19 protein-coding genes are annotated in these 19503 nt (G+C 68.9%); 5 read left to right on the forward strand and 14 right to left on the reverse strand.

Translation table 11 applies throughout. From position 1 onward, the window contains the following. Position 1: 1 nt before the first annotated feature. From prpC to M8R19_RS22040, 3 genes are all read right to left on the reverse strand, one after another. Positions 2–1159 carry a bifunctional 2-methylcitrate synthase/citrate synthase gene (gene prpC / locus M8R19_RS22030; protein WP_249918920.1) on the reverse strand — a complete coding sequence of 386 codons (1158 nt, stop codon included), beginning with the start codon at positions 1157–1159 and terminating at the stop codon, positions 2–4. A 127-nt stretch (positions 1160–1286) separates the two neighbouring features. Next, complete coding sequence (prpB, locus tag M8R19_RS22035) at positions 1287–2171, reverse strand: methylisocitrate lyase (protein ID WP_009615988.1); 885 nt, start codon at positions 2169–2171, stop codon at positions 1287–1289. Further along, positions 2168–2890 carry a GntR family transcriptional regulator gene (locus tag M8R19_RS22040; RefSeq protein ID WP_009615989.1) on the reverse strand — a complete coding sequence of 241 codons (723 nt, stop codon included), beginning with the start codon at positions 2888–2890 and terminating at the stop codon, positions 2168–2170. The genes prpB and M8R19_RS22040 overlap by 4 nt, the downstream gene beginning before the upstream one ends. A gap of 195 nt (positions 2891–3085) precedes the next feature. Between M8R19_RS22040 and M8R19_RS22045 the strand changes: the two genes are divergently transcribed. Next, positions 3086–3697 carry a class I SAM-dependent methyltransferase gene (locus tag M8R19_RS22045; RefSeq protein ID WP_058070652.1) on the forward strand — a complete coding sequence of 204 codons (612 nt, stop codon included), beginning with the start codon at positions 3086–3088 and terminating at the stop codon, positions 3695–3697. A 7-nt stretch (positions 3698–3704) separates the two neighbouring features. Here M8R19_RS22045 and M8R19_RS22050 read toward each other — a convergent pair whose 3' ends face one another. The 11 genes from M8R19_RS22050 to ada all read right to left on the reverse strand — a co-directional run bounded on the left by M8R19_RS22050 (position 3705) and on the right by ada (position 14240). Beyond that, positions 3705–3944, reverse strand: coding sequence for a hypothetical protein (locus M8R19_RS22050; protein ID WP_009615991.1), 240 nt, complete (start codon positions 3942–3944; stop codon positions 3705–3707). A 175-nt stretch (positions 3945–4119) separates the two neighbouring features. Then, positions 4120–4350, reverse strand: a complete 231-nt coding sequence (locus tag M8R19_RS22055; protein ID WP_009615992.1) for a hypothetical protein — start codon at positions 4348–4350, stop codon at positions 4120–4122. A gap of 111 nt (positions 4351–4461) precedes the next feature. After that, complete coding sequence (locus M8R19_RS22060; protein WP_069863417.1) at positions 4462–4914, reverse strand: hypothetical protein; 453 nt, start codon at positions 4912–4914, stop codon at positions 4462–4464. 466 nt (positions 4915–5380) lie between these two features. After that, on the reverse strand, positions 5381–6709 hold the full coding sequence (gene aauR / locus M8R19_RS22065) for a two-component response regulator AauR (RefSeq protein ID WP_074984972.1): 1329 nt from the start codon (positions 6707–6709) through the stop codon (positions 5381–5383). Beyond that, a complete protein-coding gene (locus M8R19_RS22070; protein ID WP_249918921.1) occupies positions 6706–8592 on the reverse strand; it encodes a sensor histidine kinase in 1887 nt (628 codons plus the stop codon). The genes aauR and M8R19_RS22070 overlap by 4 nt, the downstream gene beginning before the upstream one ends. A 173-nt stretch (positions 8593–8765) precedes the next feature. Continuing rightward, a complete protein-coding gene (locus M8R19_RS22075) occupies positions 8766–9500 on the reverse strand; it encodes an amino acid ABC transporter ATP-binding protein (protein ID WP_009615999.1) in 735 nt (244 codons plus the stop codon). Then, positions 9497–10165, reverse strand: a complete 669-nt coding sequence (locus tag M8R19_RS22080) for an amino acid ABC transporter permease (protein WP_174672455.1) — start codon at positions 10163–10165, stop codon at positions 9497–9499. The genes M8R19_RS22075 and M8R19_RS22080 overlap by 4 nt, the downstream gene beginning before the upstream one ends. Then, on the reverse strand, positions 10162–10908 hold the full coding sequence (locus M8R19_RS22085; protein ID WP_074984980.1) for an amino acid ABC transporter permease: 747 nt from the start codon (positions 10906–10908) through the stop codon (positions 10162–10164). The genes M8R19_RS22080 and M8R19_RS22085 overlap by 4 nt, the downstream gene beginning before the upstream one ends. Before the next feature lie 186 nt (positions 10909–11094). Further along, the gene (locus M8R19_RS22090; protein ID WP_058070656.1) at positions 11095–12003 is read right to left on the reverse strand and encodes a glutamate/aspartate ABC transporter substrate-binding protein; all 909 of its coding nucleotides are present in this window, start codon (positions 12001–12003) and stop codon (positions 11095–11097) included. A gap of 455 nt (positions 12004–12458) precedes the next feature. Next, positions 12459–13100 carry a phosphatase PAP2 family protein gene (locus M8R19_RS22095; protein WP_074984983.1) on the reverse strand — a complete coding sequence of 214 codons (642 nt, stop codon included), beginning with the start codon at positions 13098–13100 and terminating at the stop codon, positions 12459–12461. An 81-nt stretch (positions 13101–13181) separates the two neighbouring features. Continuing rightward, positions 13182–14240, reverse strand: coding sequence for a bifunctional DNA-binding transcriptional regulator/O6-methylguanine-DNA methyltransferase Ada (gene ada / locus M8R19_RS22100; protein ID WP_249918922.1), 1059 nt, complete (start codon positions 14238–14240; stop codon positions 13182–13184). A 122-nt stretch (positions 14241–14362) separates the two neighbouring features. Between ada and M8R19_RS22105 the strand changes: the two genes are divergently transcribed. The 4 genes from M8R19_RS22105 (at position 14363) to M8R19_RS22120 (ending at position 19461) form a co-directional block, all read left to right on the forward strand. Then, positions 14363–16726: an ATP-binding protein gene (locus tag M8R19_RS22105; protein WP_249918923.1), complete on the forward strand. Its 2364-nt coding sequence runs from the start codon at positions 14363–14365 to the stop codon at positions 16724–16726. 19 nt (positions 16727–16745) lie between these two features. After that, positions 16746–17927: a response regulator gene (locus tag M8R19_RS22110; protein ID WP_249918924.1), complete on the forward strand. Its 1182-nt coding sequence runs from the start codon at positions 16746–16748 to the stop codon at positions 17925–17927. Positions 17928–18019: 92 nt separating this feature from the next. Then, a complete protein-coding gene (locus tag M8R19_RS22115) occupies positions 18020–18913 on the forward strand; it encodes a PA4780 family RIO1-like protein kinase (protein ID WP_249918925.1) in 894 nt (297 codons plus the stop codon). Next, on the forward strand, positions 18910–19461 hold the full coding sequence (locus M8R19_RS22120) for a nucleotidyltransferase family protein (RefSeq protein WP_249920208.1): 552 nt from the start codon (positions 18910–18912) through the stop codon (positions 19459–19461). Before M8R19_RS22115 ends, M8R19_RS22120 begins: the two co-directional genes overlap by 4 nt. Positions 19462–19503: the final 42 nt, after the last annotated feature.

A 19503-nucleotide genomic window follows, 5' to 3' on the forward strand; every position in this document is an offset into this window, starting at 1 on the left:
ATTATTTACGGTCCTTGAGCGGCACGAACTTCAGGTCTTCGGGACCGGTGTAGTTGGCGCTCGGGCGGATGATCTTGCCGTCGATGCGCTGCTCGATAACGTGGGCGGACCAGCCGGCGGTGCGGGCGATCACGAACAGCGGGGTGAACATGGCGGTGGGCACGCCCATCATGTGGTAGCTCACGGCGCTGAACCAGTCGAGGTTGGGGAACATCTTCTTGATTTCCCACATCACGCTTTCCAGGCGCTCGGCGATGTCGTACATCTTGCTGTTGCCCTGCTCTTCGGAGAGCTGGCGGGCGACTTCCTTGATCACCTTGTTGCGCGGGTCGGACACGGTGTAGACCGGGTGGCCGAAGCCGATCACCACTTCCTTCTTCTCGACGCGGGCGCGGATGTCGGCCTCGGCTTCGTCCGGGTTGTCGTAGCGCTTCTGGATCTCGAAGGCCACCTCGTTGGCGCCGCCGTGTTTCGGGCCGCGCAGGGCGCCGATGGCGCCGGCGATGCAGGAGTACATGTCCGAGCCGGTGCCGGCGATGACGCGGGAGGTGAAGGTGGAGGCGTTGAACTCGTGCTCGGCGTACAGGTTCAGCGAGGTGTGCATGGCGTGCACCCAGGACTCGCGCGGCTTCTCGCCGTGCAGCAGGTGCAGGAAGTGGCCGCCGATGGAGTCGTCGTCGGTCTCCACGTCGATGCGCTTGCCGTTGTGGCTGAAGTGGTACCAGTACAGCAGGGCCGAGCCCAGGGAAGCCATCAGCTTGTCGGCGATGTCGCGGGCGCCGGGGTGGTTGTGGTCGTCCTTCTCCGGCGACAGGCAGCCGAGCACGGACACGGCGGTGCGCATTACGTCCATCGGGTGGGCCGACGGCGGCAGGGTTTCCAGGGCGGCCTTGACGCCCGCCGGCAGGCCGCGCAGGGCCTTCAGCTTGGCCTTGTAGGCGGCCAGTTCGGCGACGTTGGGCAGCTTGCCGTGGACCAGCAGGTGGGCGATTTCCTCGAATTCGCAGCGGTTGGCGAAGTCGAGCACGTCATAGCCGCGGTAGTGCAGGTCGTTGCCGGTGCGGCCGACGGTGCACAGGGCGGTGTTGCCGGCGGCGGTGCCGCTCAGGGCCACGGATTTCTTCGGTTTGAAGGCTGTGGTGGTTTCAGTCGCGCTCATCGGTGTTTCCTCATCTCTATTGTTCTGGGCTTCAAGAGCCGATAAGAGCGCTGGAGGCTGTAGGCTGGACGAAGGGCATCCGCTCTCGTCGTTCAGCCTCCAGCGCTTTTTTCGGCCTTTATCGGCTTTATTTCTTGCTGGCGAAGAGCGCGTCGAGCTTCTGCTCGAAGGCGTGGTAGCCGATGCGGTCGTACAGCTCGGCACGAGTCTGCATCAGCTCGATGACGTTCTGCTGGTGGCCTTCCTGGCGGATCGCGGTGTACACGGCTTCGGCGGCCTTGTTGGCGGCGCGGAAGGCCGACAGCGGGTAGAGCTGGATGGCCACGCCGACCGAGGCCAGCTCGTCGCGGGTGAACAGCGGGGTGGCGCCGAACTCGGTGATGTTGGCCAGCACCGGCACGTTCAGCGCGTCGACGAAGCGCTTGTAGGTCGGCAGGTCGTAGGCGGCCTCGGCGAAGATGCCGTCGGCGCCGGCTTCCACGTAGCGCAGGCAGCGCTCGATGGCGGCGTCCACGCCCTCGGCCTGGATGGCGTCGGTGCGGGCGATGAGGAAGAAGTTCGGGTCGGTCTTGGCGTCGGCGGCGGCCTTCACGCGGTCGGCCATCTCCTCGGTGGAGACGATTTCCTTGCCCGGACGGTGGCCGCAGCGCTTGGCGCCGACCTGGTCCTCGATGTGCGCGGCGGCGGCGCCGGCCTTGATCAGGCTCTTGACCGTGCGCTCGATGTTGAAGGCGCTGGGGCCGAAGCCGGTGTCGATGTCCACCAGCAGCGGCAGGTCGCAGACGTCGGTGATGCGGCGCACGTCGGTGAGCACGTCGTCCAGGGTGTTGATGCCCAGGTCCGGCAGGCCCAGGGAGCCGGCGGCCACGCCGCCGCCGGACAGGTAGATGGCCTTGAAGCCGGCGCGCTTGGCGAGCAGGGCGTGGTTGGCGTTGATCGCACCGATCACCTGCAGCGGTTTCTCTTCGGCAAGGGCGGTACGGAAACGCTGGCCGGGGGAAAGCAGACTCATGACTCACCTCGTTCGTTGGCTGTCTTGGCTTGGGCGTCCAGGTAGTGACGCTCGATGTTGCGCTTGGAAGCGCCGATGTGACGGCGCATCAGGAGTTCGGCCAGTTCGCCGTCACGGTCGGCGATGGCATCGAGAATGCGGTGGTGCTCGGCGAAGGCCTGGCGCGGCCGGTTCGGCACGGCGGAGAACTGCAGGCGGTACATGCGCACCAGCTGGTACAGCTCGCCGCAAAGCATCTGGCTCAGGGTGCGATTGCCGCTGCCCTGGATGATCCGGTAGTGGAAGTCGAAGTCGCCTTCCTGCTGGTAGTAGCCGCGCCCGGCCTGGAAGGCCTCGTCGCGCTCGTGGGTGTCGAGCACCCGGCGCAGCTCGTCGATCTCGGCCTGGCTCATGCGCTCGGCGGCCAGGCGGCAGGCCATGCCTTCCAGGGATTCGCGGATTTCGTACAGCTCGATCAGTTCGGCATGGCTCAGCGACACCACCCGCGCGCCGACGTGGGGCACGCGCACCAGCAGCTTCTGGCCCTCCAGGCGGTGGATCGCCTCGCGCAGCGGGCCGCGGCTGATGCCGTAGGTGCGCGCCAGCTCCGGCTCGGAGATCTTGCTGCCGGGGGCGATCTCGCCCTTGACGATGGCCGACTGGATCTTGCGGAACACGTGTTCCGAAAGCGTCTCGCCGTCGCCTTCGACGTCGTTGGGCAGGAGCAGGGATTCGTTCATGGTGTCGACAATCCACATCAGGTGCGGCGAAAACTAACCCCCCTTGTTCGTGTGGTCAAGGGGATTGTCGACAATCGTCTAATGGGCCGACGAGTTATGCACAAAGGTTCCCAGGAATCCGGCGGATGGCGGAAAAGCCCGCGCGGCGCGGCCTGGGCTGCGCTAGGCTGGGCGAAACCGCCAGGGGAGACGAGCATGGGTGTCTACGATCGCTACCTGCTGCCACGGCTGATCGACTGCGCCTGCGGCATGGGCGAGGTGATGAAGCAGCGTTCGAAGCTGGTGCCGCGGGCCCGTGGCCGGGTGCTGGAGATCGGCATCGGCACCGGGTTGAACCTGGGTTTCTACGACGCGGGGAAAGTGTCGACAATCGTCGGCGTCGACCCGGCGGCGCAGATGCAGGGCCTGGCGCGCAAGCGCGCGGCGGGCATCGGCATCCCGGTGGAAATGGTGGCGCTGGAGCTGGGTCAGATTCGCGCCGACGCCGGCAGCTTCGACTCCATCGTCTGCACCTTCACCCTGTGCAGTATTCCGGACGTGCTGGCGGCGCTGCGCGAGATGCGCCGGGTGCTCAAGCCGGGCGGCGAGTTCCTCTTCTGCGAACACGGCCTGGCGCCGGACGCTGGCGTGCGCGCCTGGCAGCACCGCCTGACGCCGATCTGGAAGCCGCTGGCCGGCGGCTGCCACCTGGACCGCGACATCCCGGCGCTGATCGAGGCCGGCGGTTTCCAGGTGCGCGAACTGAGCCGCGAGTACCTGCCGGGGCCCAGGCCGATGACCTATGTCTACAAGGGAATGGCCGACTGAAGGCGCTTCAGGCCGGCACCGGGCCCAGGGCCATCACCCGCAGGATGTGCACGCTGCGGATGAACAGGTCGGCCACCGGGCCGCGGCGGTCGGCGCGGCAGTCGTCCAGGCGCACCAGGCTGGGGGCGCAACCGGCCAGCAGGTCGAAGTAGTCGCGCAGTTGCATGCGTCCGCGCAGGCGGTGCGGGCGCTGGGCGTTGTCCAGGGTTTCCAGTTCGACCCAGAGGGTGTCTTGATCCGGTTGCATGGTGGGCTCTCGCACGGCGCTGCTGCCGAAGGCTGCGTAGGAAGTTGCCGAAGTACCTTTCGTATTCCCTTGGGACTGACGCCGCGCCGCCCGGTTCCCCGGGCGCCAATGAATCGTGGCGATATTCAGCTTCGGTTCAGTTAGCCCCGCGCCCGGGCACGTTTCGGCGTGGCGCCTAGGCGGCTGCGTCGCTGTCGTCGGTGCGGACCACCCAGCGGATGTTCACCCCGCGGATGAACAGGTCGCTCTGGCCATGCAGGTCCGTCAGGCGCACCAGGGCGGGCGTGTCGCCCAGCAGCAGGTCGTGGTAGTCGTTCAGGCTGATGCGCCCGCGCAGGATGCGCGGGGCGTGGTTGGGCAGGTGGGTTTCGAGTTCCACCGGCAGGCTGTCGTGATCGTGGGGCATGGCGGGCGCCGCTGGGTGCAATGAGCCCGCAACTGTAGGTTCGGCCCGGCGCCCGGCCTAGTGGAGATTCACCGCTGCTTCTGTAGGAAAAAGCCTGGGTTGCGTGTCGGCTCAGAGACCTTCGTCGTCGCGCACCAGCACGCAATGGCAGCCGTCTTCCTCTTCGTGCCAGTCGTGCAGGAAGTACATCTGCACCTTGTCGGGGCTCGGCATCACGGCGACGAAATCGCCGATCTCCGGGACGAAGAAGGCCTTGCTGCCGGGCGCGGCCTCGCACTCCACCAGGGCGCTGAAGAAGGCCGCCGGGTCGGCGTCCTCGAAGAACGCCTCGCGCTCGGCGGCGTCCCAGTCGGCGGGCGCCTCGAAGGGGCCGAGAATGAGTACCCTGGCGTCGCCCAGGTCGAGTTCCTCGGCGTCCGGGTCGGCGTCATCGGGGCGGTAGAAGCAGGCATCCACCGCCTTCGCGTCGGCCAGAATGGCCTGGCGCGCGGCCAGGCGCCGCTGCGGATCGACGCCGGCGTCGGCGCAGAGCTGGTTCCAGAAGGCTTCGGATTTGGCGGACATGGGGCGGCTCCGGCGGGGCGGCGATGGGAAAGGCGGCTAGTGTAGCGTAGGGCGTATAACCGTTCGCGGTTATACGCCGCCTGACCTTGGCCATGCCCCGCTCGGAGCCGACCTTGGCCGTTTCCGCCGACGGAAGAGGATCGCCCCGGTTCGACCCCGGCGTTGGCGGGGGCATGGGTGTAGCGGCGTATAACGCGGAGCGTTATACGCCCTACGACCGTGCTTCCCGCGATTCGCGTAGGGCGTATAACCGTTCGCGGTTATACGCCGCCTGACCTCGGCCACATCCTGCTCGGAGCCGACCTTGGCCGTCTCCACCGACGGAAGAGGATTGCCCCGGTTCGACCCCGGCGTCGACGAGGGCATGGGTGTAGCGGCGTATAACGCGGAGCGTTATACGCCCTACGACCGTGCTTCCCCGGAACCGTAGGAGCGAGCTTGCTCGCGAACCCCGTAGGGATTGGCGTTACGCCAGGCCGTACTTCTTCACCTTGTCGAACAGCGTGGTCTTGGCCATGCCCAGGGCCACGGCGGCCTGGCTGAGGTTGCCGGCGTGGCGTTCCAGGGCGCTTTGCAGCAGGCTGCGCTCGAAGGCTTCCACGGCTTCGGCGAAGCGCGGTTCGCTGGCGTCCGGGCCCTGGCCGCTGCTGGTCAGCACCGGCAGGCCGAGGGCGAAGCGTTCGGCGACGTTGCGCAGTTCGCGCACGTTGCCCGGCCAGTCGTGGGCCATCAGGCTGGCGGCGGTGGCGTTGTCGATGGCCGGCGCCGGGCGGTCGAAGCGCAGCGAGGACTGCTGCAGGAAGTGCTCGAAGAGCATCAGGATGTCCTCGCGTCTTTCCCGCAGCGGCGGCAGTTGCAGGGTGATGACGTTGAGGCGGTAGTAGAGGTCGCTGCGGAAGCTGCCCTCGCGGCCCATGGCGGCGAGGTCCGACTTGGTCGCGGCGATCACCCGGCAGTCCACCGGGATCAGCTGGTTGGAGCCCAGGCGTTCCAGCTGGTGTTCCTGCAGCACCCGCAGCAGCTTGATCTGCAGGTTCAGCGGCATGCTCTCGATCTCGTCGAGGAACAGGCTGCCGCCGTCGGCGTGTTCGATCTTGCCGATGCGCCGCTTGCCGGCGCCGGTGAAGGCGTGGGCCTCGTGGCCGAAGATTTCGCTGTCGATCAGGCTTTCCGGCAGGCCGCCGCAGTTCAGCGCGACGAAGGCCTTGGCCTGGCGCCGGCTGTAGTCGTGCAGGCAGCGGGCGACCAGCTCCTTGCCGGTGCCGGTCTCGCCTTCGATGAGCACGTTGGCCGAGGTGTCGGCGACGTTGGCGATCAGCTCGCGCAGCGCCTGCATCGCCGGCGAACGGCCGATCAGCCGGGCTTCCAGGGCCTGGCGCCCGGCCAGTTGGCGGCGCAGCTGGCCGATCTCGCGGCTGAGCTGGCGGTGTTCCAGGGCGCGCCGCGCCACGTCCACCAGGCGCTCGGGGGCGAAGGGTTTTTCCATGAAGTCGTAGGCGCCGTCGCGCATGGCCTGCACCGCCATGGCGATGTCGCCGTGGCCGGTGATCAGCACCACCGGCAGCTGCGCGTCCTTCTCGCGCAGGCGGGCCAGCAGTTGCAGGCCGTCCATGCCGGGCAGGCGGATGTCGCTGATGACGATGCCGGGGAAGTCGGCGCCCACGCGCCGCAGCGCTTCCTCGGCGCTGGCCACGCCGTCGCTGTCGAGGTCTTCCAGGGCCAGGGCCTGCTGGCAGCCGAGCAGCACGTGGGGGTCGTCCTCGACCACCAGTACGCGGAGTTTTTCGTCGCTCATGGCGTGGGTTCCTGAGTGGGCAGCAGTGGCAGGCTGAGTTCGAAGGCGGTGCCGCCGGCCTCCGGGTGGGCCACGCCGAGGCTGCCGCCGGCGGCGGTGGCGAGGCTGGCCGAGAGCGTCAGGCCCAGGCCCAGGCCGTGCTCGCCGGGCTTGGTGGTGAAGAAGGGTTCGAACAGGTGCTCGCGGGCATCCGGCGGGATGCCCGGGCCGTTGTCGCGCACCGTCAGGTGGTACTGCGCGCCCTCGGCGCGGCCGCTGAGCCAGAGCTGGCGGTCGGCCTGCGCGCTCATGGCGTCGAGGGCGTTGGCGATCAGGTTGACCAGGATCTGTTCCAGGCGCGTCTGGTCGATGCCCAGGCACACGTCGTCGAATTCGCGGTGCAGGGCCAGCGGGCAGTCCTTCAGGCGCACCTGCAGCACCCGCAGCGCGGCGTCCACCGCCTTGCCCAGGCGCGCCTGGCCGTGGTCGTCGGCGCGCCGGGCGAAGGCGCGCAGGCTGGCGGTGATGCGGCCCATGCGGTCGACCATTTCGTTGATCGCCTCCAGGTTGCTGCTGGCGATGTCCAGGGCGCCGCGCTGGAGGAAGCGCACGGTGTTGCCGGAGAGGGTGCGCAGCGCCGCCAGCGGCTGGTTCAGCTCGTGGGCGATGCTGGTGGACATCTGCCCGATCACCGCCAGCTTGCCGGCCTGGACCAGGCGGTCCTGGGCCTTGCGCAGGGTGTCCTCGGCCTGGCGGCGCTCGCGGATCTGTTCGCGTAGATGCTGGTTGCTGGCGCGCAGGTCGGCGGTGCGCTCGGCGATGCGCCGCTCCAGTTCGTCGTTGGCCTGTTCCAGCGCCTCGCGGGCGGCCAGGCGGGTGGCCAGGACCTTGCGCCGCTCGTTCCAGGCGATCAGCAGAAACGCCAGCAGGGCGAAGCCCACCGCGGCCAGCACGCCGTGGATCATGGCTTCGCGGCGCACGTCCTGCAGCGGGCTGAGCAGGGTGAAGTCCCAGGGGGTGTCGTTCAGGCGGCGGCTCTGCTTCAGGTACAGGCGCTCGGCGTGCTGCTCGCCGCTGGCGTCGCGGTCGCGGAAGCCGATTTCCTCCACGCCCTCGCCCAGGGCCCGGCGCGAGCTGGGCTGCCATTCGTTGAGCGCCCACCAGTAGTACTGCAGGCTGCGCGCCAGGCGTTCCTTGTCCTCGGCGCTGAGCGGGCGCACCGCCTTCAGGCGCAGTTGCGGGTTGCTGGAGAGGACGATGATGCCGTTCTCGTCGCTGACGAAGGCCTGCAACTGCGCTTTCTCCCAGCGTTCCTCCAGGGCCTCCATCTTCACCTTGACCACCGCCACGCCGACGATGCGCCCGCCATGCACCAGGCCGTGGGCCAGGTAGTAGCCGGGCTCGCCGACGGTGCTGCCGATGCCGTAGAAGCGCCCCGGGCGGCCCTGCACGGCGTCCTGGAAGTAGGCGCGGAAGGACAGGTCCTCGCCCAGGTAGCTGTCGGCGTCCTGCCAGTTGCTGGTGGCCAGCACGCGGCCGGAGGTGTCGAGCAGGTAGATGGCGCGGCTGCCGGCGCGGCGGTTGAGGCCTTCGAGGTAGGCGTTGACCAGGTCGCGGCGGTAGGGCGTGGGTTCCAGCAGCAGGCGGGTGACGTTGTTTTCCAGCTCCAGCAGGCTGGGCAGGTAGGTGTAGCGGCTGATCTCGCTTTCCACCCCGCGGGCGTGCAGCTCCAGCTGGCGCTCGCCGCTGGCGACCAGGGCGCGGGTGCCGGCGCCGGCGCTGACCAGGTAGCCGCCGTAGCCGAAGCCGAGCATCAGCAGGATCAGCGGAATCGGCAACAGCAGGTTGCGCACGAGGCTCGGCTTCACGTTCGGCGGTGGCAGGGTCAATGGCTGGGCGGGCATTGCATCACAGTCGTCGGAAGCGGACCAGCCCGGCGCCGGGCCGGGCCGATGGAGAGGTGCCAATGCTGCTCTTCGTAGGAGCGAGGGGGACGCCTAGTTCTTGCTCGCGAACGAGCCCCGCTGCGGAGTCTGTTCGCGAGCAAGCTCGCCCCTACGAGAGGCCTGTCGGCTTCTCAGTGGGTGAGGATCTTGGCCAGGAACTGCCGGGCGCGCTCGGAGCGGGCTTCCAGGTCGCCGAAGAACTCTTCCTTGGCGCAGTCTTCGACGATCTGCCCGCGGTCCATGAAGATCACCCGGTCGGCCACCTTGCGGGCGAAGCCCATCTCGTGGGTCACGCACATCATGGTCATGCCTTCCTGGGCCAGCTGGACCATCACGTCGAGCACTTCGTTGACCATCTCCGGGTCCAGCGCCGAGGTCGGTTCGTCGAACAGCATCACGATCGGGTCCATGGCCAGGGCGCGGGCGATGGCCACGCGCTGCTGCTGGCCGCCGGAGAGCTGGCCGGGGTGCTTGTGGGCGTGGGCCTTGAGGCCGACGCGGTCGAGCAGCGCCAGGCCTTTCTCGGTAGCCTCGTCCTTGCCGCGGCCGAGCACCTTGACCTGGGCGATGGTCAGGTTCTCGGTGATGGTCAGGTGCGGGAACAGCTCGAAGTGCTGGAACACCATGCCCACCCGCGAGCGCAGCTTCGGCAGGTTGGTCTTCGGATCGGCGATGGAAGTGCCGTCGACCACGATGTCGCCCTTCTGGAACGGCTCCAGGGCGTTGACGCACTTGATCAGCGTCGACTTGCCCGAGCCGGACGGCCCGCAGACCACCACCACTTCACCCTTGGCGACAGAGGTGCTGCAGTCGGTGAGGACCTGGAAGTCGCCGTACCACTTGTTGACGTTGTCGATGGTGATCATAGGGCTAACCCTTTCTGCAGGCGCTTGACCGCGAAGGAGGCGGTGAAGCTGACGATGAAGTAGACGAGACCGGCGAAGATCAGGAATTCGTGGGGCTGGCCGATGATGTCGCCGCGCGAGCGCGCCGCGTTGAGGAAGTCCATCAGGCCGACGGTGTAGACCAGCGAGGTGTCCTGGAACAGGATGATGCTCTGCTGCAGCAGCAGCGGGGTCATCTTGCGGAACGCCTGGGGCAGGATGATCAGCCGCATGCACTGGCCGTAGGTCATGCCCAGGGCTTGCGCGGCGCCCATCTGGCCCTTGGGGATGGCCTGGATGCCGGCGCGGACGATCTCGCAGAAGTACGCCGCCTCGAACATCACGAAGGCCACCAGGCAACTGGTGAAGGCGCCCACCGGGGTGTCGCTGCCGGTGATCCAGCGCAGGATGTAGGGCACCGCCAGGTAGAACCAGGTGATCACCAGCAGCAGCGGGATGGAACGGAAGTAGTTGACGTAGAAGCCGGCGAGGTTACTCAGCAGGCGGTTGTGGGACAGGCGCATCAGCGCCAGCAGGGTGCCCAGCACCACGCCGCCGAGCACGCCCAGGCCGGTCAGCTGCAGGGTCATGGCCATGCCGTCCCACAGGCCCGGCAGCGCCGGGACGATCGAGCTGAAGTCCATCATTTGCCTCCCACGGAAATCAGCCCGGGCAGCGCGACCTTGCGCTCGACCAGGCGCATGAACAGCATCAGGCTCATGTTCAGGGTGAAGTAGATCGCCGTGGCCAGGGTGAAGGCCTCGAACAGGTTGGCGCTGAACTCGGCAGTCTGCTTGGTCTGCGCCAGCAGCTCCATGAGGCCGATCAGCGAGGCCACCGAGGAGTTCTTGAAGATGTTGAGGAACTCCGAGGTCAGCGGCGGGATGATGATGCGCAAGGCCTGCGGCAGCAGCACGTAGCGGTACACCTGCGGCAGGCTGAAGCCCATGGCGCGGCCGGCGGCGACCTGCCCCCCGGGCAGCGCCTGGATGCCGGTGCGCACCTGCTCGCAGACGCGCGCGGCGGTGAACAGGCCCAGGCACACCACGACGCTGACGAAGGCCGAGGTCTCCGGCGCCAGGCCGAGCTTGAACCAGTCCTGCAGCGGCTGCGGCAGCAGGTCCGGGACCAGGAAGTACCAGATAAACAGCTGCACCAGCAGCGGCACGTTGCGGAACAGCTCGACGTAGCCGGTGCCGATGGCCGACAGCCAGCGGTTCGGCACGGTGCGCAGCACGCCCAGCAGCGAGCCCAGCGCCAGCGCGAGGAGCCAGGCGCTGAGGGCGACGGCGATGGTCCAGCCCAGGCCGGTGAGGTACCAGTCCAGGTAGATCTCGTCGCCGATCCCGGTGGACTTGAAGAACACGCCCCAGTCCCAGTTGTAGTTCATGAAGGTTGCCCTCGATGGCCCCGTGCGGGGCGTCGAAACGGCCGGAACGCGGCGCGCAGGCGCCTGCGCCCGTGGGTGGCGGGCGTGTTCCGGTGGTGGATCAGGAAGGAAGGGGAGGCCGGGAGCGCCGCTGGCGCTCCCGTTCCCCGCCCAACCGCGCCTCGTGAGCGCGGCGGGGCGCCACCGTTACATCTGCTCGGCAGACTTGTCGGTGGGACTGGCGATCAGCTTCTTGAGCGTGTCGCTCATCGGGAATTCGAGGTTCAGGCCCTTGGGCGGCACCGGCTGGGTGAACCACTTGGCGTAGATGTCGTTGATCTGCCCGGAGGCGAAGGTATCGGCGATGGCCTTGTCGACCACTTTCTTGAAGCCCTCGTCGCCCTTGCGCACCATGCAGCCGTAGATTTCGTAGGACTGCGGGGTGCCGACCACCGCCCAGTCGTCGGGCTTGCGGGCCTTGGCCATTTCGCCGTAGAGCAGCGCGTCGTCCATCATGAAGGCCACGGCGCGGCCGGATTCGAGCATCAGGAAGGACTCGCCGTGGTCCTTGGCCGAGATGATGTTCATGCCCATCTTCTTCTCGGCGTTCATCGACTTGAGCAGGCGCTCGGAGGTGGTGCCGGCGGTGGTCACCACGTTCTTGCCCTTGAGGTCGGCGAAGTCGCTGATGCCGCTGGTCTTCCTGGTCAGCAGGCGGGTGCCGACCTCGAAGATGCCGAGGGAGAAGTCGACCTGCTTCTGGCGCTCGAGGTTATTGGTGGTGGAGCCGCACTCGATGTCCACGGTGCCGTTCTGCACCAGCGGGATGCGCGTCTGCGAGGTGACCAGGTTGTAGCGCACCTTGAGGTCGGGCATGCCCAGTTCCTGCTTGACCGCCTCGACCACTTTCAGCTGCAGGTCGTGGGAATAGCCCACCGGCTGGCGCGGGTCGTCGGCCAGGTAGGAGAAGGGAATGGAGGCGTCACGGTGGCCGAGGACGATGGTGCCGGAGTCCTTGATCTTCTTCAGGGTGCCGGTGAGTTCCTCGGAAAGGGCCGGAGTGGCGAACAGGGCGGCGACGATGGCCACGCCCAGCACACGGGGTGCGATACGCATTGATGCTTCCTCGACTTGTTCTGGTTGTTGTCGATCCTGCGGCAGGCGTACCCGGCGGCGGGCCCTCCTGGCGGCCGGCGGGCAAGCGCGGCGCTGCCGCATGCTCACGGGAAGCACTGGAGCAGGGACCGTGCCAGTCCCTGGGATTTATTTCAAGTAATTGAATTTAAAGGATTTATATTCGGGATCGGCGGGCCGTTGGCGAGACGGGTGTTCGGACTGCCGAATAGACGCCGTTCGTGTGTTCGGTTTTCCGAACGCGCACGCCGCTCCCTTGTAGGAGCGCGCCCTGCGCGCGAATCGCGGGCAGGGCCCGCTCCTACGAAGAGCACTCCGGCGCGGTCTGTAAGGGAGGCAGGGTATTTCACCGTAGGATGGGTTGAGCGAAGCGATACCCATCACCACGACAGCATGGGTTTCGCAGGCTCAACCCATCCTGCGAAGCGCATCTCGGCTCAGGCCGCCGGCGCCCGCTGCCCGTCGAGGCGATGGAAGCCGCCCCACTCGCCGCGCTTGAACGGCTTGTCGCGGTCGGCCATGTAGGCGGCGATGCGTTCCAGCATCTGGTGGGTGGGGGCGCGCACGCCCGTCACGCCCTGCAGCGAGGCCAGCAGCAGGACGAGGGCCAGCAGCACGGGCGACAGCGACGGCAGGCGGCGCTGCGTCAGGCAGAGGAAGGCGCCGCTGGCGGCCAGGCCCACGGCCAGCCCGCCGTACACCTCCGCCGGCGAATGGACGTTGATCTGCAGCCGCGACACGCCCACCAGCACCGCCAGCACGGCGCCGCCGGCCGCGGCGGCCAGGCGCCAGGCGGGGCGGGCGGGCAGCAGCAGGCTGCAGAGCACCGGCAGGACGCTGGCGGCCATCATGCTGTGGCCGGACAGCCCGGTGAAGTTCCACGCCGGAATACCGATGCCCCAGCCCATGAAGGCCAGCTTGGAGACCAGGGTTACGCTGGCGGCCAGGCCGAACAGCAGCAGCCAGCAGTGGGCGTTCTGGCTTTCCCGGCGCAGCAGCAGCCAGGCATAGATGAACAGCGCGCAGGGCAACAGCAGCGAGCTGTCGCCGAAACGGGTGATGAGGTTCCAGAGGGTCATGGGGCTTGCAGGCGGTCCTTCGAGGGGCCGAACCATAGCACAGCGACGGCTCTGCCATGGGCCCGGCCGATCGGAGGCGGCTCAGGCCGGTTCGTCCTGCTGCGCCGCCCGGTCCTCGCGGCGCAGCAGCTCGCGCTTGCGCTCCAGGCCCCAGCGGTAGCCGCCGCTGCCGCCGTCGGCGGCCACCACCCGGTGGCAGGGCACCAGCAGCCCCACCGGGTTGCTCGCGCAGGCGCGGGCGATGGCCCGGGGATGGCTGTGCAACTGCTCGGCCAGTTCGCCGTAGCGCCGTGTCTGCCCGCTGGGAATCTGCGCCAGGGCGAGCCAGACGCGCAGCTGGAAGGCGCTGCCGTGCAGGTCCAGGGGCAGGCCGGCGGCGCGTTCGGGCTGCTCCAGCTGGCGCAGCACCCGGCCCAGCCAGTCGCCCAGGCCGGCGTCGTCGCGTTGCAGTTCGGCGGCGGCGAAGCGCTGGCGGAGTTCCGCCTCCAACTGCTCCGGCGCGTCGCCGAACAGCAGGGCGCAGACGCCCCGCGGGCTTGCCGCCAGCAGCACCTGGCCGAGCGGGCAGGGGGCAATGGCATAGCGCAGGCGGGTGCCGGCGCCTTTCTGCCGGCGCTGCGCCGGGCTCAGTGCGGTGGGCGCCTCGTAGAGTGCGCGGGTGCCGGAATAGCCCGCTTCCAGGGCGGCATCGAGCACCGAACGCGCCTGCGGCAGGGCGGCGGCCAGGCGCTGCTGGCGGCGGGCCTCGGCCCAGGCGCGGGGCGTCAGGCCGGTACGGGCCTTGAAGGCGCGGGCCAGGTGCGAAGCCGAGAGACCGATGCGCGCGGCCAGTTCGTCCATGGTCAACGGGCGCTCGGCCTGCTCCAGCAACAGGCAGGCGGCGGCGACCAGCGCGTCCAGGCGCTGCGCCGGGCTTTCGCCGTCGGGCGTGCAGCGCTTGCAGGGGCGGAAGCCCGCGGCTTCGGCGGCCGCCGCGTCGGCATGGAAACGCACGTTGGCGCGGCTCGGCCGCCGCGCCGGGCAGCTCGGCCGGCAATAGACGCCGGTGGAACGAACGGAAAACACGAAACGCTGGTCGAAGCCGGCGTCACGCTCGCAGACCGCCTGCCAGCAGCGTTCATCATCGGGAAGTGGGGGCATGGCGCTCTCCAGGGAGGACCGGGTACATGGGGAAATTGTCGGCGTCACCCGGCGGGCGGGCAATCCGTAATCGCTTTTCAAACTGCCGGCTACGCTTGCAGGAGGTCCGTCGAGAGCCCGCCATGCCCTGCCGCCGACTCCTCAGTCATTGCCTGCTGCTTTGCCTCCTGCTGTGCCCACCGCTGTGGGGCGCGGAACTGGCGCTCAGCGGCCACGAACGCAGCTGGCTGGAGGCCCACCCGACGCTGCGGGTGGGCATTTCCCGCGATGGCTGGCCGCCGTTCGAGATGGTCGACGCCCAGGGCAGGTTCCAGGGCATCAGCGCCGACTATCTGAACCAGGTCGCCCAGCGCCTGGGCCTGCAGTTGCAGACGCAGACCTTCGACGACTGGGCGCAGGTGATCGAAGCGGCGCGCAAGGGCGAGGTCGACCTGCTGCCGACCGTGGCGCGCTCGCCCGAGCGCGAGAGCTTCCTCGCCTTCAGCCAGCCCTACCTGAGCACCAGCAGCCTGATCTTCGCCCGCCGCGACAGCAATGTGCGGGTGCTGGACGACCTCTCCGGCAAGCGCGTGGCCGTGGAGCGCGACTTCGCCGTGCACGACCTGCTGCGCACGGCGGTGCCGGGGGTGGCCTTCGTCATCGTCGACGACACCACCGAAGCCCTCAAGGCCGTGGCTTCCGGGAACGCCGACGCCTACGTGGGCAATCTCATCTCGACCAACTACCTGATCGGCCAGCTCAACCTGAGCAACCTGGAGGTGCGCGGCGACAGCGGCCTGGACAACAGCCAGGTGCGCTTCGCCGTGCGCCGCGAGCTGGCGCCCCTGGTGCCGCTGCTCGACCGTGCCCTGGCCAGCATCGACGACGACGAGCAGGAGCGCATCCGCCAGCGCTGGCTGCCGCAGATCGACGCCTTCGACTGGATGCAGCTGCTGCAGGCGGCCTGGCCCTACGTGGCGGGCTTCTTCGCTCTGCTCGCCTTCGTCCTGGTCTGGAACCGCCGCCTGCAGATCCAGGTGGCCGAGCGCGCCCGCGCCGAGGCCGAGGAGCACCGCCAGCGGCGCACCCTGCTGGCGCTGATCAACGCCATCCCCGACCCCATCTGGTTCAAGGACACCGAGGGCCGCTACCTGGGCGCCAACCACGCCTTCGCCGAATGCCTGGGGCTGCCGGCCGAGGACGTGATCGGGCGCAGCGACGCCCAGCTGTTCAGCGACGCCGCCAGCGCCGGCCGCGGCGAGCGCGACCGCCAGGCGCTGTCGGCCAGCCAGCCGTTCGCCAGCGAGGGCTGGGTGGTCTACCCGGACGGCCGGCGGGTGCTGTTCGACACCCTGCGCAGTGCCTTCCACGACGACCACGGCGCGCTGCTCGGGCTGGTCGGGGTGAGCCGCGACATCACCGCGCGCAAGGCCACCGAGGAGGCCCTGGCCCAGGCCCGCGACCTGGCCGAGCAGGCGGCTCGGCTGAAGAGCGAGTTCCTGGCCAACGTCAGCCACGAGATCCGCACCCCGCTGAACATCATCATCGGCCTGGCGCACCTGCTCGAACAGACCGCCCTGGACCCGCAGCAACGCGACTACCTGGGCAAGATCCAGGGCTCGGGCCAGTACCTGCTGGAGCTGATCAGCGACATCCTCGACCTGTCCAAGGTGGAGGCCGGGCGCCTGGAGTTCGAGCACCTGGACTTCGACCTGGAGCGCCTGCTCGGCGAGCTGGTCGACCTGCTGGCGATCCGCGCCGCGGGCAAGGGCCTGAGCCTGGACTGCCACATCGACCCGCGGCTGCCCTCGCACCTGCTGGGCGACTCGCTGCGCCTGCGGCAGATCCTGATGAACTACGGCAACAACGCGCTCAAGTTCACCGAGCACGGCGGGCTGGAGCTGGAAGTGCGCCTGGACATGCAGGCCGGCGACGAGGACTGGCTGTACTTCGGCCTGCGCGACACCGGCATCGGCATCAGCCCGGCGCAGCAGGAGCGCCTGTTCGAGTCCTTCCGCCAGGCCGACAACTCCATCACCCGGCGCTACGGCGGCTCGGGCCTGGGCCTGGCGATCTGCAAGCGCCTGGCCGAGGCCATGGGCGGCGAGGTCGGGGTGGACAGCGAGTCGGACAAGGGCAGCCTGTTCTGGTGCCGCCTGCCCCTGGGCCATGTGGAGGACGCGCGGCCCATCGACCTGTCGCGCATCCTGCGCTCGCCCTCGACGGCGCCGCCGCTGCTGGAGGCGCCAGAACCGGCGGGGCCGCCGGCGGTCGAACTGCCGGCGGCCGAGCGCCAGCAGGCCGAGCAGGTGGTGCGCCGCCTGGCGCACCTGCTGGCCGCCGACGACCCGCGTGCCGGACGGCTGGTCGGCGAGCGCGCGGGCCTGCTGCGCAGTATCTTCAATGACGGGTACGACGAAGTCGCGGCGAGCATCCGCCGCTTCGAGTTCGAGCGGGCCCTGGAAAAACTGCTGGTGTTGTCGCGCGAGCGCGACATCCGCATCTGAGCGCAAGAGGGGTGGAACCTTGGACAGCATGCTGGACCGACCGGACCAGGAAGTGATCCTGGTGGTCGACGACCAACCGGACAACCTCATGCTCATGAGCGAGCTGCTCATGGGCCAGTACCAGGTGCGCGTCGCCGGCAGCGGCGCCAAGGCCCTGCGCCTGGCCGCCAGCGAGCCGCGGCCGGACCTGGTGCTGCTCGACATCATGATGCCGGAGATGGACGGCTACGAAGTCTGCCGCCAGCTCAAGGCCGACCCGCTGACCGCCGAGATCCCGGTGATCTTCCTCACCGGCATGGTCAGCACCGCCGACGAACAGCGCGGCCTGGACCTGGGCGCGGTGGACTACATCACCAAGCCGATCAGCCCGCCGGTGACCCTGGCGCGCATCCGCGCGCACCTCAAGCTCAAGGCCAACGCCGACTTCCTGCGCGACAAGAGCGAATACCTGGAGCTGGAAGTGCGCCGCCGCAGCCGCGAACTGCAGGCCGCCCAGGACGCCACCCTGGAGGCCATGGCCACCCTCTGCGACCTGCGCGACAACCCGCACAGCCGCCACCTGCTGCGCATCGAGCAGTACATGCGCCTGCTCGCCGACGCCCTGGCCCGGCGCGAAGGCGAGGCCGGCGGCCTGGACCTGGAGCAGATCGAGCTGCTGGCGCGCTCGGCGCAGCTGCACGACATCGGCAAGGTGGCGGTGCCCGACCGCGTGCTGCTCAACCCCGGCCAGCTCAGCCCCGAGGACCAGTTGCTGATGCAGAGCCACACGCGCATCGGCCACGATGCCCTGGCCGCCGCCGAACGCCGCCTGGGCAGCCCGGCGGAATTCCTGCGCTACGCCAAGGAGATCGCCTACGGCCACCACGAACGCTGGGACGGCAGCGGTTATCCACGGGGCCTGCGCGGCGAGCAGATTCCGCTGTCGGCACGGCTGCTGGCGCTGATCGACTGCTACGACGAGCTGACCAGCCGCCATCCCTACCACGCGACCCTTGCGCCGGACGAGGCCCGCCAGCAGATCCTCGCCGCCAGCGGCAGCCACTTCGACCCGCAGGTGGTGGAGGCCTTCGGCGAGGTCGCCGACGGCTTCGCCGCCATCGCCATCCGCTACGCCGACGACGCCCAGGCCCTGGGCAGCGAGATCGAACGCATGGCCGACGCCCTGGGCGAAAGCATCGAAATGACCACGACGCCACCATGATTCCGGCGGTCGGTGCTGGGCGTCACCCGGCGCATGTCGTATAAGGAGCGGCTGCGGCCGCATGGGCCGGATAAGAACGACGACGGAGCCTGATGAAGACACCCAAACGCATAGAGCCGCTGATCGAGGACGGCCTGGTCGACGAAGTGCTGCGCCCGCTGATGAGCGGCAAGGAAGCGGCGGTCTACGTGGTGCGCTGCGGCGAGCAGCTGCGCTGCGCCAAGGTCTACAAGGAGGCCAACAAACGCAGTTTCCGCCAGGCCGCGGAATACCAGGAGGGCCGCAAGGTGCGCAACAGCCGCCAGGCCCGGGCCATGGCCAAGGGCTCGCGCTATGGCCGGCGCGAGCAGGAGGAGGCCTGGCAGAACGCCGAGGTGGCGGCGCTGTTCCGCCTGGCCAATGCCGGGGTGCGGGTACCCAAGCCCTACGACTTCCTCGACGGCGTGCTGCTGATGGAAATGGTCGCCGACGAAGACGGTGACGCCGCGCCGCGCCTCAACGACGTGGTGCTGGAGCCGGAGCAGGCGCGCGAATACCACGACTTCCTCATCCGCCAGATCGTCATGATGCTCTGCGCCGGGCTGGTGCACGGCGACCTCTCGGAGTTCAACGTGCTGCTCGGCCCCGACGGCCCGGTGATCATCGACCTGCCCCAGGCGGTGGACGCGGCGGCCAACAACCACGCCTTCCGCATGCTCGAACGCGACGTCGGCAACATGGCCGCCTACTTCGGCCAGTTCGCCCCGGAGCTCAAGGACACCCGCTACGCCAAGGAAATTTGGGCGCTGTACGAGGACGGCAAGCTGCAGCCGGACACCCCGCTGACCGGCCTCTTCGACGAGCCGGAAGAGGAAGCCGACGTCGATGCGGTGATGCGCGAGATCGCCGCCGCCCTGCGCGAGCAGGAGCGCCGCGAGGCGGCCCGCGCCGAGCAGGATGGCCCGCCGCGCGCCGAGGAGCCGCCACCACCGCCGTGGCTGCAGTGAGCCCGCAGGCGGCGCGCCTGATCGCTCTGCTCGCCGCCTGCCCGCAACGCCTGGGCCTGCTGCGCGCCCTGCGCGAGTACGGCCCGCCCGGCGCCTGGATCGGCGCCGGCTTCGTGCGCAACGCCGTCTGGGACCATCTGCACGAGCTCGTCCCCGGCGCGCTGGCGGACGTGGACGTGTTGTACTTCGACGCCCGCTGCTTGCAAGCCGAGGCCGACGAAGCCTTCGAGCGACGCCTGGCCCGGGCCTGCCCGCAGGTGCCCTGGTCGGTGCGCAACCAGGCGCGCATGCACCTGCGCAACGGCGATGCGCCCTATGCGGACGTCGCCGACGCCATGCGCCACTGGCCGGAAGTCTGCACCGCGGTGGCAGTGCGCCTCGCCGACCAGGGCCTGGAGCTGCTGGCGCCGCTGGGCCTGGACGACCTGTTCGAACTGCGCGTTCGCCCCACCGAACATTTCCGCGGCAAGCCCGAGGTCTACCGCCAGCGCCTGCGGGGCAAGGACTGGACACGGCGCTGGCCGCAGCTGCGCATCGAACTGCCCTGACGCTGTATGCGCCATTTGCGCGGCAACTGTGTACATACAGCC

This window comes from Pseudomonas sp. R3.Fl (assembly GCF_023516765.1).
In the GTDB taxonomy this organism is placed as follows: domain Bacteria; phylum Pseudomonadota; class Gammaproteobacteria; order Pseudomonadales; family Pseudomonadaceae; genus Pseudomonas; species Pseudomonas citronellolis.